This window comes from Myxococcales bacterium, from assembly GCA_016703425.1.
GTDB lineage: Bacteria > Myxococcota_A > Polyangia > Polyangiales > Polyangiaceae > JADJCA01.
In genome coordinates this window covers 385,563-399,780 of record JADJCA010000012.1, presented here as the reverse complement: position 1 = coordinate 399,780, position 14,218 = coordinate 385,563, and the positions used below count along the sequence as shown (strand labels likewise).

Genomic DNA, 14,218 nt, shown 5'->3' with positions numbered 1-14,218 from the left:
AGCGCTGAGTCGGCGCCCATCAGAACTTGGCCCGCCTCCGCCAAGAAGGCCACGCTTTCGCCCATGAGCAGTGATCTGGGTCGGGCTTGGGCATTTGCGAGCGGCTGCTGCGTCTGCGGCACGAGTGACGAACGTCAACTAACGACGACGCGCCTCGGAACGGGCGACTTGGTCATCGTGTGCGGCACACACGAGCTCATGCATCGTCGCGCTGGCAAGAACGCCGCGTCGCTCAGCGAGCTCCGCGGCATGGTCAAGAACCGGCGCCTCGGTCGGGACCGCCGCGACAAGGGCGACGAGCTCGGCGGGGAGCTCGAGTCGGCCTTTTCGCCGCAGCGCCGCGGCCTCGACCGCCGTCGCAATTGAGTGGGGAGTTGCACGCCCCCTCGGCCGCGCTTCGCGGCGGCTGAGGTTTCCCCCTTTGGCCCCACGCGCTCAGTTGCAGGTGGTGCCAGCGGGCGCACACGCCATGTGGCAGCAATACTGCCCGGTCCCCGTGCTGCCGTCGAAGAGACTGGAAGCGTCGAGCGTCATGACCGCACCGTCGGCGTTGGCGCCTCCGTCGCTGGGCGTGAACGTCGAACAGGTGCGGCCGCACTTGCCGCAGTTCGACGGATTGCCGTCGAGGTTCGTCTCGCAGCCGTTGGTCGCCGCCGAGAGGAGATCACCGTTGCAGTCGGCCAGCGAGCCGTTGCACGCAAAGACGCAGGCTTCGTTGGTGCAAGACTGCGCCGAGGCGCCGGCGGGCGCGGTGGCCGTGCAGTTGCGACACGACGCGCCGCACTTGGTGACGTCGTTGCGGAGCGCGCAGCTGTCGCCACAGCGGTGGTAGAGCGCGTTGCACTCGAAGTTGCACGCGCTCGCGGCGCAGCGCGCCGTGCCGCCGGTAACGCCGGGGCAAGCGTTGTCGCACTTCCCGCAGTGCGCCGCGTTGGTCGCCACGTTGACGCACTGGGTGCCGCACTGAACGGTGCCCGTTGGGCAACTCCCGCTGCACGCGAAGGCGGTGGCCGACTGCGTCGCGCAGAGCGGCGTCAGGCCGCTGCACTGCTGTTGACAGGTTCCGCAGTGCTGCGGCTTCGAGAGGTCGGCCTCGCAGCCGTTGGCGCCGTTGCCGTCGCAATCGGCCCAGCCGTCGGCGCACGTGAGCTTGCAAGCGAGCACGCCGGCCACGCCGGCGCATTCGGCTTTCGTCGCGTGAGCCGAGCCGCACGCATCACAGGCGGCCGTGCCGCAGCCAAAGTTCGGATCGGTCAGCTTCACGCAAGCGCCGAGGCACACCTTCTCACCGAAAGCGCAAGGGTTCGCGTCACCCGCCGCGTCGGCGGGCGGTGACGAGGCATCGACCTCGACGAGGACCTCCGGCGTCGCAAGCGAATCGGTTGCCTGGGCATCGGCGGCCGCGAGGAAGCCCTCCTCGTTGCCGAGCACCCCGTTGCACCCGCCGGTGAGTGTGTAGAAGAGCCCCGCCCACAGCGAAAGCCAGAGGGCCCGCTGCGCAACCCCGGCCCCACGACGAATTCCCATCTCGCGAGCTTACCGAAGTCGTTATGGCCCCGAGCGAGGGACTTTCGTGGGGCGACGGGGCCGCAGTTCGCGCCAACTTTGCCCAACGCCTCGCGCCGGCTACAGTTTTGGGCATTGGGCCCCCGCCCCTTGGAGGATGTCTTCTTGAAGAACGCTTGGCTTTTCCTAGGACTCTCGACTCTTTCCGCGCTCGCCGTTGGCCTCGGAGGCTGCGACGAGACCATCGAAGCGACGCCCATACCCGCGACCTCCGCCTCGACGACGAGCGACGCAAGCACAACGACGCCCGCCGACGCAGCCGCCGCGTGCAAGCCGGGCGATCTCTCGGGCTTCGCGCCAACGTGGAAGGAGCCCATCGGGCTCGCACAGGCGAAGTGTTCGCCGACGCAGATCGCCACCCTTACCACCTGCGTCTGGGCCGATCCGAAGCGCAACGAGGCGGCTTGCACCGCGTTCTTCGCCGACGGCGCCAACGCTGCGTGCCTCGAGTGCGGCTACACGCAAACGACGAAGCCGAAGCTCGGCGCCCTTGTGTCGAATGGTGCCTCCGTCCAAGTGAACTACCCCGGCTGCGTCGCCCTCACGACGGCCGATGTCACGCCCACCGGCTGCGGCGCCAAGGTTCAAGCGTCGGAGCTGTGCCTTGACTTCGCCTGCGTGTCGGCGTGCCCCGTTCCCACTGGCAACGATGCTGCCTTCCAGGCGCTCTTGAAGTGCCAGGAGGAAGCGGCAAAGACCGTCTGCAAGACCTACGTGGACGCCGCCAAGTGTGTCGACCCGTTCTTGGCGGCCGGCGGAAAGTCGGCCGTCTGCGCGCCGGTCGTGCAGAACTTCGGCGAACGCGTGAGCCAGTACCTCTCGCTCTTCTGCGGCAGCGGAAGCGCCGACGCCGGCACCGATGCGCCGAGCGACGCGCCCAGCGGCGGCTGAGCAGGCGGCGCCCTCTCTTCGCGCTCGCGAAATGAAGCGCTGGCGCGTCCACCTTCGGAGAGCGACCTTTCGAGGCCTCCTCTCTAGGGATTGGACGCGCCGGCGACGCTGGACCAAGATGCCTGCGTCATGCCACCTCGGCCGCGGCTGCCGTCCCTTCTCTCCGGCCTCACCTTCGATCTCGACAAGGGCCCCGTTCCCGTCGGCGCCGCCCTTCGCCGCACGCTGAAGAAGGGCTACCGGCTCGAAGACTTTCGCGCCGACGCGCTCGCCGGCCTCGTCGTCGGGATCGTTGCCTTGCCGCTATCGATGGCCCTTGCCATCGCCGTCGGGGTGCCGCCGCAACACGGGCTCTACACCGCGATCATTGCGGGCGTGGTGGTGGCCTTGACGGGCGGCTCCAAGTATCAAATCACGGGGCCGACGGCCGCGTTCGTCGTCATCCTCGCCCCCATCGTCACCAAGCACGGACTCTCGGGCCTCCTCGTCTCGGGCCTCATGGCCGGCATGATGCTCGTGGCGATGGGCATCGCGAGGCTCGGCCGGCTCATCCAGTACATCCCCCACCCGGTGACCTCAGGCTTCACGGCCGGCATCGCGGTGGTCATCGCGACGCTCCAACTGAAGGACGCGCTCGGTCTCGCCATCACGAAGTGGCCCGAGGCCTACATCGAGAAGGTTGTCGCCATTGTTCAAGCGCTCCCCGGCGCGCGCCTCGACGAGCTGGTGGTGGCGGCGCTCACGTTGCTGCTCCTTTTCACGCTTCCTCGCTTCATCAAGCGCATCCCGCCGCCGCTCATCGCCATCAGCGTCGCGTCGGTCGCGGCAGTGCTCCTCTCCCGTGTGGTGCCAACCTTCGCGCCCGCCACCATCGGGAGTCGCTTCTCGTCGGTCATCGACGGACAGATCATCCGCGGCATCCCGCCCTCGGCCCCGCATTTGATGATGCCCTGGGGCTCCACGGGGCTCAGCTTCCAGCAGCTGCGGGAGCTCTTCCCTTCGGCGTTCGCCATCGCCATGCTCGGCGCCATCGAGTCGCTCCTGTCGGCGGTCATCGCCGACGGCCTGACGGGCAAGAGGCACGATCCCAACGCCGAGCTCGTAGGCCTCGGCATCGGAAACCTCGTAGTGCCGTTCTTTGGCGGCATCGCTGCCACCGGTGCCCTCGCGCGCACCGCCACCAACATCCGCTCCGGTGCGCGCTCGCCGGTCTCATCGATCGTTCATGCGGGTGTCGTGCTGCTCGCCATGGTCGTCCTGGCGCCGCTTGTCGCTTACATCCCCATGGCGGCGCTCGCAGCGCTTCTCCTCGTGGTCGCTTGGAACATGTCCGACGCGCGCAACTTCGCGCACATCGTCCGTGTCGCGCCGCGTAGCGACGTCGTCGTGCTCGTCTCGTGCTTCCTCTTGACCGTCGTCTTCGACATGGTCGTCGCCGTCACGGCGGGGGTGGTGATGGCGGCCCTCCTGTTCATGCGCCGCATGGCCGACCTGACCCACACGCGCACGTTCCTCGGTTCGACGAGCGAGAGCGATGTGGTTATGCGCGAGGGCGTCGCGCTCTATGAAATTGCGGGCCCGCTCTTCTTCGGCGCGGCGGAGAAGGCGATGGGCGCCCTCGACTCGGTGGAGCACGTGGTCCGCGTCGTCATCATCGACCTTGCGCGCGTGCCGACCATCGATGCCACCGGCCTCGTGGCGCTCGAGAGCGCCCTCAAGAAACTCGCGGCGGCGCGCCGTCACGTCATTCTCGCGGGCCCGATGCCAGAGCCGAAGGCCATCTGGAAACGGGCGGAGATCGAGAAGTACGCCCGCGTCACGGCCTCGTTGGAGGAGGCCGTCGCGCTCGCCGACCAGCTCGCCGACGGGGCGCCGCGGCCATCGAAACGGCCAGAGGCCGACTAACGCCGGAGGTCGGCGGACCTGATAGACTCGCTGGACCTTGTCGGCGGAAGTCACCCCGGCGCCGCGCCAACTGGGGCGCTACGCGCTCATCACCAAGCTCGCGTCGGGCGGCATGGGCTCGGTCTATCTCGGCCGCGTGAAGGGTGAACTCGGCTTCGAACGCCTCGTCGCCATCAAGCTCGTGCACCCACACCTTCTCGACGAGAAGGAGTTCTTGGCGCGCTTCCTCCGGGAAGCCCGCGTGGCGTCGCACATCCGCCATCCCCACGTGGTGACAGTCCTCGACGTCGGCCAAGAGAACGACACGCCCTATCTGGTGCTCGACTACGTGCGCGGCGGCTCGCTCTCGACGCTGATCAGTCGCTCGCGCACCGACGGGGATCGGCCCAGCGTCGCCGTGGTCTCCGCCATCGCGCGCGAAGCCTTGGACGGACTCCACGCGGTTCACACGGCGACGGGAGACGGGGCGTGCCGCTCGGCGTTATCCATCGCGACATCTCGCCGCAGAACATCCTCGTGAGCGCCGACGGCGTGACCTACGTCACAGATTTCGGTGTCGCCTTCGCCAAGGATACGGCCCTCACGGTGGGCAGCGGCCTCATTGGCAAGGCCGGGTACGTGGCACCCGAGCAGCTGTCCCGCGAGCCGCTCACGGCGAAGGTCGACCTCTTCGCCTTCGGGATCGTTCTTTGGGAGATGCTCACGTTGCGCCGCCTCTTCGACGGCATCGAGACCCAGGTCGCGATGCTGGCGCCGGGTTTCGTCGTCGAGCCTCCCAGCGTGCACAACGCGGACGTGCCCAAGGCGCTCGACGACCTGGTCATGTCGCTGTTGGCCCGCGCGCCGGAGCGCCGCCCCAAAGACGCCTCGCAAGCCGTGCAAGAGCTCCTGCACGCGGTGCCGCCGGCGCCGCGCTCCGAGGTCGCCGACTGGGTGCGTTCGCACCTCGATCCCGACCTTGAGCGCCTCGACGCCACGATTCAGCGCCAAGGCGCGGCCAGCGTAACGCCTGCCATCTCGAAGGCGAGCGAGACGCCGCCGCCGATGGTGGGTTCGCGAACGGCTCTCCGCGAAGGCGCGACTCGCGTGGAGGGCACGGGCCGCAGGCGTACTTGGCTCTTCGCGAGTCTTGGCGTCTTGAGCGGTGTAGGGCTCGTCGTTGCCGGCGGCCTCGCCTTTGGCCGCGCTTTCCTAACGACGCCGGGCGCCACGCCCCCGGCCGCCACGCCCCCGGCTCCCAGGATTGAGTCGGCGTCGTCCACGCGCGCGACGGCGGTCCTACCGGAAGCGCCAGTGCCATCAAGCGCGTCCGCGACACCGCGGCCTGAATCAGCGCCCTCTGGGAAGGTCCTGCGCGCCGCGCCACCGGTGGCAGCGTCCCCCCACAAGAAGGCCGACGCCGCGCCGACGCCGAGCGCGGCGCTGCCCACGAGCGCGGGTGCCAGCGCGGGTGCCACAAGCCCGACCGCCGTCGGCTCCGGCCCTGTCGGTCCCGCGGTCGACGATCGGAAGTAGGGCGCGGGCGCCCAAAGCCCCCTCTTTCGCGCGCGCTCGCGATACGATGGCTGCGTGCGCGTTCGGTGCCTCGCTGCGTCACTTGTGTCGGTGCTCCTCTTGGCCGCCCCCGCCGAGGCGCAGCCCGCTGACGCCACCTCGGCCAACGCGCTCGCGGAGCGCCTCTTTCAGGACGGGCGCGAGCTCTCGCTCAAGGGCGATCACGAGGGGGCATGCGCGAAATACGCGGCTTCGCTGCGTCTCGACGCGACCGCCATCGGCACGACCCTTAACCTTGCACTCTGCAAGGAAGCGACGGGCAAGCTGGCCACCGCTTGGGGCCTCTACAAGGAGGTCGCCAGCCGCTCGCGCGGCGTCCGTGCGGATCGGTACGACTTGGCCACGGGCCGCGAGAAGGAGCTCTTCCCTCGCCTCTCCTCCATCGTCCTAGAGGTCCCCAAAGACCTCCCGCCTGGGTTCACGGTGCGCGTCGACGATGTGCCGCTCGATTCCGCAGCTTGGGGCTCGCCGTTGCCCATCGATGGCGGCACGCACACCGTCGTTGCGCGCGCTGAGGGTCGCGAGCCTTTCGAGACGACGATCACGGTCGCGATAGAGCGAGAGCGCAAGGTCGTGACCATCCCGGCGCTCGCGCTCGCGAAGGCGGCGCCCTCACCGGGGCGCGCGGCGGGAGAGGCGCCGCCCGCAAAGAGGTCGCAGGCCGCGCCCTTGGCGCTCCTCGGCGTCGGCGGCGCCGCGCTAACCGTCGGGGCCGTCCTCGGCATCGACGTGCTCATGCGAGCGAAGGGCCCCGAGGAAGCCTGCCCGAGCCCGTGCGTGCGCGGCTCGGGCGCGGCCCTAGAGAGTCAGGAGCGCTTCGACGCGTTGGAGCGACAAGGCCTCGCGTCGACGATTCTTATCCCGGCCGGGGCCGGCATCGCCCTCGCCGGCCTCATCTGGATGGCGCTCCCCGAAAGCGGCGCGAAGGCCGGTTGGAGACCGTCGCTCGGCGGCCGCGGGGCCGGCCTCGCGACGACGTTCTGACGCGTCTTCGAACCGCCGCGTTGGCCTAGGGGCATGCGACGGGCCATGGCGGATATTCGCACGCGCGCGGAGCGCCGCCATCGTAGTCAAATGCCGCGGGCTTCGACTCGCGAGCCGCCGCGATACCGTAAAAGCCGACGGCATAGGAGATGGCGTCGCAAGGCGCGTTGGCGTCGGGCGCCGTAAGGTTTGTCGACAGATCGGCGATGCCGCAGGCGGTCGCCACCAACACCGCGCGATTCCCTGACGGATCGCACAGCGACCTTCCCGCCGAAAGGCGTCCACCGGCGTAGTCGAGGATCGTCTCGATGGCGATGCGCACGCCGATGCGCCCCTTGTCGAGGCGAACGGGCTCACCGCTCTCGGTGCGGACAATCCGCGTAGTGACCACGAACTCGCGCGCGTTGAGCCGCGAGCCCGAGCCACCGAAGTTGAACGGCGTGTTCTCGAAGCGAGCCACCAAGAGGCCGCCGGTCACGTAGGCCTCGCGAGCGACATAGCGAAGCACCTCGCTGTCGGTGAAGCTTCGCTGCTCCGCCACCCAGACGTCGGTGCCGTCCCACCTCGGCACGGCGCCGAGACCGCCGTCGACGTCGCGGACACCAGCGGCGAAAAGGAGCGCGACACCGACGGTATTGTCGTCGTCCTTGCCGTTGTACGCGCTCACGTCGAGCAGGATGCCGCCGCGGCCTTCGCGGAGAGCCGGGTTTGGATCGTCCTGGGGATCGAGCGCCGGCCCCTTCTGATAGAGCGCGATGAGCGTCGCCGCTGCGTTGTCGGCACCGCCCTTGCGATCGCACTGCCGAATGCCACTCTTGCACGAACCGCCGGTCACGACGCCACCCTCGTTCTCGCAGGTGTTCAATCCGTCGAGGTCGATGGCCGGGTCGACACAAAGGCGCCCCGCCTCGCCGCCTCCCGCGAGGGTTCCCGCGTCCTCCGGCACCGTCCCACTCGCGACGTATTCGATGGCGAACGTGACGCGGGGCTGTTCGGCGCCACCTTGGTCAAGCGGCGGCGGCGGAATCTTTGGCTCGCACGGCGGCAGAAGCCCGCCGTCCGTGGCCGCGTCATTCGTGACGGGGAGCGCCGCGTCGACGTCGACCAACTCGGGGAGCTTGAGCCCCGCTAGGAGGCCGCAGCCGACGGTTGCTAGCGCGAGGGCGCCGGTCAACGCCGCACGTCTCATGAAGGAACGCCGTGACACGGGCTGGAGAGCTTAGCCCAAAGGCCGCGGAGCCGCCGCGGAAGTCGGCTCCGCGGAGCCCTGTTACGGTGGGCGCGCGGCGCCCGAACGGTCGACGCTCACGTGGGTCCGTGCTCGTGTACGCGGGCCTCGCCGTCGGGCCTGGCTCCACGGGCGCGCCCCACGGAAGCCACGTTTCGTGCGACCATCGGCGCGCCCATGAGCTTCAACAAGACCGTCGCCATCGCTGTCGTAGCCGTCTTCCTCGCCATCTGCGGCTTCGTGTTGCTCAAGCCCAAGAGCGGCGATACGGGCGCGGGGCCCGCCGCCAGCACAGGCCCGAGCGGAGCAGCAGCGGCCAACGGTGCGGCCCCGGCGGGGGGCCTTCAGTTGCTCTTCGTGACCTCCAACGCGAAGCAGTCCTTCGTCGACAAGGCCGTAGAGGATTTCAACAAGCAGCAGGCGGCCGTCGGCGGCAAGGTCGTCTCGGTCAAGGCCGAGCACGTCAACAGCGGCGACAGCTGGAACGAGATCAAGGAGGGTCGCTCGAAGCCCGACCTCTGGTCGCCGGGCGACGAATCGTGGATTCGCATCGCCAACGACGGTTGGCGCGGCCTGCACTCAAAGCCGCTCTTCGAGAAGTCGGACCCGCTCGTCAACGTCCCCCTGTGCATCGCCATGTGGGAGCCGATGGCCCAAGCGCTCGGTTACCCGAAGCCGCTCGGCTGGAGCGACATCGCCAAGATCAGCGGCGACGCGCAGGGCTGGGGCCGCTACGGCCACCCCGAGTGGGGTCCCTTCAAGTGGGGCCATGCGCACCCCGACGCCAATAGCGGCTTTCTCACCATCGTGTCCGAGATCTACGCCCACACGGGGAAGACCAAGGGCCTGACGGTGGAGGATCTTCGCAAGCCCGCGCTGCTCTCGTACCTCACGCAGGTTGAGCAGTCGGTGGCGCACTACGGCTTGAGCAGCGTCTGGATCGACACCTTCATGCGCGAGAAGGGCCCCGCGTATTTGTCAGCGGCGGTGCAATACGAAAACGCGATCATCGAAGGGAACCGAAAGACCCAGAACCGCCCCTTCAAGGTCGTCGCCATCTATCCCAAGGAAGGGACGGTCCTCAACCAACACCCGGTGGCCATCGCCTCCGGCGATTGGATGACCGACGACCGCAAGGCGGCGTCGCAAAAGTTCATCGAGTACCTGCTCAAGGCCGAGACGCAGACGCTCGCGGCGTCGCTCGGCCTGCGGCCGGTTTCCAAGAGCGTGAAGCTCGGGGAGCCCTTCACCGCCGAGTGGGGCGCGGCGCCCGAGCCCCCGCCGATCCCGAACTTCGAGGTCCCCAGCGAGGACATCCTGAAGCGCGTCACCGACCTCTGGCTCGACGCCAAGAAGCCCGCCAGCATCATGATGCTCCTCGATGTCTCGGGCAGCATGTCGGGCGAGCCGATGGAGCGCGCGAAGGAAGGCGCCGTCGGGTTCATCGAGCGCATGCACAAGCGCGACGAGCTCGAGATTCGGATCTTCAACAACCAGATCGTGCAGCTCTTGCCGGCGTCCCCCATCGCGACGAGCGGCGAGGCGGCCAAGCAGAAGGTCCGCGGCCTCTTCGCGAGCGGCGGGACCCACCTCTACGAGGTGCTCAAGGAGGCCACGCTCGCGTGGTCCGAGCGAAAGAAGAAGGAGCCTAACCGCCACTACGGCATGGTCCTCTTGAGCGACGGCCAAGACGAGGGCAGCCGGATCTCGCGCGCGGACTTGATGGATGTCTTGCCCAAAGGCGACAACCCCGAGACCGTCAAGATCTTCGGCATCGCCTACGGCGCGAAGGCCGACAAGACGTTCCTCAAGGAGGTCTCCAACAAGAGCAACGCGCGCCTCTTCGAGAGCACCGCGCAGAACATCACACGCGTCTACCAAGAGCTCAGCGCGAACTTCTAAGGCGAGCCGTTTGGATCCGCGAGCCAAGCGCCTCTTCGGCGCCATCATGAACCCCATCTCGCTTGCCGTCGGTGCCGTCGGCGGAGCGACGTTCGCCATGTCTGGCGCGTGGTGGGTCTTGCCGCTCACGGGCGTCGCGTGGGGCGTTCTCTCAGCAACGCAGCTCAAGGGCCAAGGCGCCCCGCCACCCAAGAGCCACCTGCCGACGCCCTACGCGGTGCGCTTCATGTCACTCCAGGCGATGGCCAAGCGCATCGAAGACACGCTCGCCTCGAGCGATGCCACGATTCGCTCGTGCCTCGCCGACGTGCCACCGTCTTTGGCGGAGATGCTCACGAAGGTCGAAGCGCTCTTGGCGCGGCAGGCGCGCATCGAGGCGTACCTCGGCGAGGTGCACCCGCAAGTGGCGGCGGCCGAGCTAGCGCGCCTCGAAGCTTCGCACGCGAGCGCCGCCAGTGAAGACGCCAAGAGGAGCTGGGCCACGGCCATCGAAAACAAGCGCGCCGAGCTCGACGCGCGCGGCGCCCTTCACGGAGCGTCCGATCGGATCGCTGCCGAACTGGCGGCCATTGAAGCGGCGCTCGGAACCACCCTGAGCAAGATCGTGTCGCTCGAGCAGGGTGGCGTCAGCGCGGAGGCGCAAGCTGGGATCACCGGGGACGTCTCCGACGTGCTCATCAAGGTGTCAGCCCTTGAGCAAGCGCTCGACGAAACGAGCGGCGCAGGCGCGAGTGCAACGACGTGGGGCGGCCGAAGCTAAGCGGCCGAGCGTGAGCGGGGACTCACACTCGGCCGACGGTCGGTGACGTTGCGGGTGACTCAGGGCGTCGGCGCGGCGCAAGCGCCCGCTGTAGAGACGCTCGCGCCCGCGGCAGCGGCCTGGCAGGAGTTGCCGTAGGTCTTGCCGTCGCAGCCGCAGACCGGCTTGTAGAGCGCGATGCACATCTCGGGGCGATAGGCGCACTTGCCGGCGGCGTCAGCGGCGCCGCAGATGTCGCCCTCGGCCCACTGGCAGAATTGGTTGGCGTTGCACCACGACAGGGCGCGCGAGCCGCAGCTCTTGCCCTCACGACGCGTCACCTTGAGATAGAACTCGGTGGCCGTGGCGAAGGGCCCGCAGTTCTTGGCTTGCGCCATGCACTTCGGGAGCGCGACGCCGCCGGCGATGATCACACCCTCTTCGGTTCCGATGGCGCTCTCGGCGCGATCGAGGAGCTCGGGCGTGGACGCCGTCTCCGTTTGGTCAAGGCTCACGCGCAGCAAGTTGTGGGAGTCGTTGCTGTTAAGCGTCGTGGCGGACGTCGACGGGCAAGGCGTCGTGATGCAGCGCGTGCCGTTGTCGGCGATGCGGTAGAAGGAGCCGTCGGGCGTGCTGCCGGTGGCGCCGACCCAGGCTTCGTTGGCCTTCAAGAGGCCGTAGTTGGCGCCGTTGATGCGCTTCTTGTAGGCGCGAACACGAAGCACCGTTTGGCCCTGGGCCATCGCGCCGGAGACTTCGTCTTGCTCGCGCTGAGAGAGGTTGAGCCCCGTCAGCTGGATCGACTCGACGTAGCACTCATCCTGGAGCGTGTTGTCGACGCAGCGGGTCTTCTGCTCGTTCACCTTCTTGACCCAATAGCCACCGCACATGGGCCAGGCGCACTTGCGGAAGTCGCGACGCACGGTCACGTATCCGAAGTTCGCCGTTGACGAGAGCGCGTCCTCGGAGTCGGCGGTTTCGGCGCCGTCGACGTCTGCGTCGGGAGCACCCGAGCAGCCGGTCAGCGCGAGGGCGAGAAACGAAGCGGAAACCGCGAGGGAAAGCGACAAGGTACGCATTTGTGTGCGCCCCTTTTAGCAGGCCGCCTGGGTCTCGCAAGACCCAGTGCGTCAACCGGTGAAAATAGGCGATTGGGGGGAAGGTTCGGCCGACCGGGGTCGTAAACGGTCTCCCCAAAGGCGCCCGCGTGCCTGTCCTTGGTTCCCGTGCTCACCGCCATGCGGGACCGGGAAACCGCGCTATGGAGGCTCGGTGCGTCGCCTCGTCCCCTTCCTCCTCGTGGCGGCCCTGGCGATGGCGCTCGCGGCCTGCCCGAGCCCCCCGCGCGAGCCGCCCGCGCAGGGGCCGCAATGCGGTCTCGAAGTGTGGGCGCAAGCGCCAGCATCGAGCACCGTGGAGGTCGTCGGCAGCTGGAACAACTGGGCCCGCCCCGGCGCTGCGCTACCCCACGAGCGTGGCGATGGCTGGCGCGTAGCGCGCGTCGCGCTGCCGGCCGGTGCTGTGCGCTACGCCTTCATCGTCGACGGCGTGTGGCGCGCCGATCCGCTCGTGGCGACGACCGCGTGGGAGGGAGATCGAGAGGTCACCTTTGCCGAGGTGCCTCCGTGTGGCGCCCCGTCCTTGCGCGTTGTCTCGACGGTGAAGGTAGGCGAAGCGGACGCGCTTGTTCGCGCCACGTTTCACGGCGCCCTCGTACCGAGCACGGTCTCGGTGCGGCGGCGTAACGGCGACGCCGTCGCGGCGACCGTCGACACCGTCGGCGAGGGCATCACCCTGGGCCTAAAGGGACTCGCGCGCGGCAAGCACACGTTCCTCGTTGAAGCGCGCGACGCGCAAGGTCGAGCGGCGTCGGCCACCGCCTCTGTGTGGATGACAGGATCGAATACGGCGCCCTTGGAGAATCAGGACGGCATCGTCTACCAGGTGATGCTCGACCGCTTCGAAGGCGACGCGGGAAGGCTCGATACGCCAAAGGAAGCGGGCGCGCGCGCCGGCGGAACGCTGCGCGGTCTCTTGAAGGGCATCGAACGCGGCGACTTCGAGGCCCTCGGCGTGAACACGTTGTGGCTCTCGCCGCTCTACCGAAACCCCAGCGGGACCTTCACGGGCGGCACGCGGCCAGACGGGAGCGAGCGACGCTTCACCGGCTACCACGGCTATTGGCCCGTCGACTCGCGCGCCGTGGAGCCGGCGCTCGGCACGGAGGCCGACCTCGACGCCCTCGTGCAGGGGGCTCACGCCCGCGGCTTGCGCGTCCTCTTCGATGTGGTGCCCAACCACGTGCACGCGGAACACCCTTATTGGGCGACGCGCAGGAACGACGACGGATGGAACGCGCCCGATGGCCGATGCCTCTGCGGGAGCGAGACCTGTCCTTGGGCGACCTCCATCGAGCGTTGCTGGTTCGCGCCCTACCTGCCCGATCTCGACACGCGGAAGGAAGACGTCTTGGCGCGGGCCGTTGACGACGTCGTCTATTGGCTCGAGCGCTTCGATGGCGATGGCTTGCGCATCGACGCCGTGCCCATGATGCCGCGGTCGACGACGCGGCGCATCGTCTCGGCGGTGCGCGGGCGCTTCGCCCACGGTGGCCATCCGCTGTACCTGCTCGGCGAGACGTTCACCAATGAAGGCGGTTGGGACGCGCTTCGCTACAACCTCGGTCCCATGGGGCTCGATGGTCAGTTCCACTTTCCACTCATGTGGGCGCTCCGAAAGGCCATCGCCTCCGAGTCCACCCCCATGACCGCCATCGACGACGCCATCCGAAGCGGCGAGGCGGCCCTCGCTGGCTCGGGCGCCGTCATGGCGACCATGATTGGCAATCACGACGTCACGCGCTTCGCCTCGGAGAGCGACGGCACCGCCGCCGGCGATGGCTTCGACCCGGCCCCGTTGCCCACGAGCGAATCGGTCTTCGCAAAACAGTCGCTCGCGCTCGGCCTCGTCTTCGCGCTGCCGGGCGCTCCGGTCATCTATTACGGTGACGAAGTGGCGCTCCCGGGACGCCTCGATCCCGACTCGCGTCGCGTCATGCCGCGCGACGAGGCGCTCCCGAAGGCGGCCCTGAGCCTAAGGGCGCAGGTGGGCCGATTCGGCAGGCTGCGCGCCTGCAGCGACGCCCTGCGACGCGGAAGCTACGAGCCACTCGTCGTGGAACGCGAGCGGCTGGTTTTCGCGCGCCGCTACGCGGGCCGGGTTGCCATCGTCATCGCGACGCGAAGACCGACGACGACCGCGGCGACGCTGGCGCTCGACGCCCAAGACACGGGCTCCCTTGACGGCCGCTACGTCGACGCGCTCGATGCGCCGGCCGGCACCTTCGACGTTCGAGGCGGGGCTCTGGCGCTCACCACGCCATCGCTCTCCCTTCGCGTCCTCTTGCCAGAGGGTGACGCCTGCGCTCGATAACGTTCAGGCGAGCAGAG

12 protein-coding genes are annotated in these 14,218 nt (G+C 68.6%); 9 read left to right on the top strand and 3 right to left on the bottom strand.

Annotated features, from left to right (window positions below; genetic code table 11):
• The first annotated feature begins 63 nt into the window (after positions 1 to 63).
• The gene (locus tag IPG50_24525; GenBank protein ID MBK6695349.1) at positions 64 to 366 is read left to right on the top strand and encodes a hypothetical protein; all 303 of its coding nucleotides are present in this window, start codon (positions 64 to 66) and stop codon (positions 364 to 366) included.
• Between the two features lie 69 nt (positions 367 to 435).
• On the opposite strand, the gene IPG50_24520 is transcribed toward IPG50_24525, so the two are convergent.
• Entirely contained in the window at positions 436 to 1,527 is a 1,092-nt protein-coding gene (locus IPG50_24520) for a hypothetical protein (protein MBK6695348.1), read from the bottom strand.
• A gap of 144 nt (positions 1,528 to 1,671) precedes the next feature.
• Here IPG50_24520 and IPG50_24515 point away from each other — a divergent pair, with 144 nt between their 5' ends.
• The 5 genes from IPG50_24515 (at position 1,672) to IPG50_24495 (ending at position 6,900) form a co-directional block, all read left to right on the top strand.
• On the top strand, positions 1,672 to 2,457 hold the full coding sequence (locus IPG50_24515) for a hypothetical protein (GenBank protein MBK6695347.1): 786 nt from the start codon (positions 1,672 to 1,674) through the stop codon (positions 2,455 to 2,457).
• 129 nt (positions 2,458 to 2,586) lie between these two features.
• On the top strand, positions 2,587 to 4,362 hold the full coding sequence (gene dauA / locus IPG50_24510) for a C4-dicarboxylic acid transporter DauA (GenBank protein ID MBK6695346.1): 1,776 nt from the start codon (positions 2,587 to 2,589) through the stop codon (positions 4,360 to 4,362).
• Between the two features lie 37 nt (positions 4,363 to 4,399).
• Positions 4,400 to 4,882: a protein kinase gene (locus tag IPG50_24505; protein ID MBK6695345.1), complete on the top strand. Its 483-nt coding sequence runs from the start codon at positions 4,400 to 4,402 to the stop codon at positions 4,880 to 4,882.
• The gene (locus IPG50_24500; protein ID MBK6695344.1) at positions 4,831 to 5,877 is read left to right on the top strand and encodes a protein kinase; all 1,047 of its coding nucleotides are present in this window, start codon (positions 4,831 to 4,833) and stop codon (positions 5,875 to 5,877) included. The genes IPG50_24505 and IPG50_24500 overlap by 52 nt, the downstream gene beginning before the upstream one ends.
• A 54-nt stretch (positions 5,878 to 5,931) precedes the next feature.
• Positions 5,932 to 6,900 carry a hypothetical protein gene (locus IPG50_24495; protein MBK6695343.1) on the top strand — a complete coding sequence of 323 codons (969 nt, stop codon included), beginning with the start codon at positions 5,932 to 5,934 and terminating at the stop codon, positions 6,898 to 6,900.
• A 25-nt stretch (positions 6,901 to 6,925) separates the two neighbouring features.
• On the opposite strand, the gene IPG50_24490 is transcribed toward IPG50_24495, so the two are convergent.
• Positions 6,926 to 8,107: a hypothetical protein gene (locus tag IPG50_24490; GenBank protein ID MBK6695342.1), complete on the bottom strand. Its 1,182-nt coding sequence runs from the start codon at positions 8,105 to 8,107 to the stop codon at positions 6,926 to 6,928.
• A 198-nt stretch (positions 8,108 to 8,305) separates the two neighbouring features.
• Between IPG50_24490 and IPG50_24485 the strand changes: the two genes are divergently transcribed.
• The gene (locus tag IPG50_24485; GenBank protein ID MBK6695341.1) at positions 8,306 to 10,030 is read left to right on the top strand and encodes a VWA domain-containing protein; all 1,725 of its coding nucleotides are present in this window, start codon (positions 8,306 to 8,308) and stop codon (positions 10,028 to 10,030) included.
• A 10-nt stretch (positions 10,031 to 10,040) separates the two neighbouring features.
• Entirely contained in the window at positions 10,041 to 10,790 is a 750-nt protein-coding gene (locus IPG50_24480) for a hypothetical protein (GenBank protein ID MBK6695340.1), read from the top strand.
• Positions 10,791 to 10,849: 59 nt separating this feature from the next.
• On the opposite strand, the gene IPG50_24475 is transcribed toward IPG50_24480, so the two are convergent.
• Positions 10,850 to 11,167 (bottom strand): hypothetical protein, encoded by a 318-nt coding sequence (locus IPG50_24475; GenBank protein MBK6695339.1) that lies wholly within the window; start codon positions 11,165 to 11,167, stop codon positions 10,850 to 10,852.
• Positions 11,168 to 12,041: 874 nt separating this feature from the next.
• Here IPG50_24475 and IPG50_24470 point away from each other — a divergent pair.
• The gene (locus tag IPG50_24470; protein ID MBK6695338.1) at positions 12,042 to 14,201 is read left to right on the top strand and encodes a hypothetical protein; all 2,160 of its coding nucleotides are present in this window, start codon (positions 12,042 to 12,044) and stop codon (positions 14,199 to 14,201) included.
• The last annotated feature ends 17 nt before the right edge of the window (positions 14,202 to 14,218 follow it).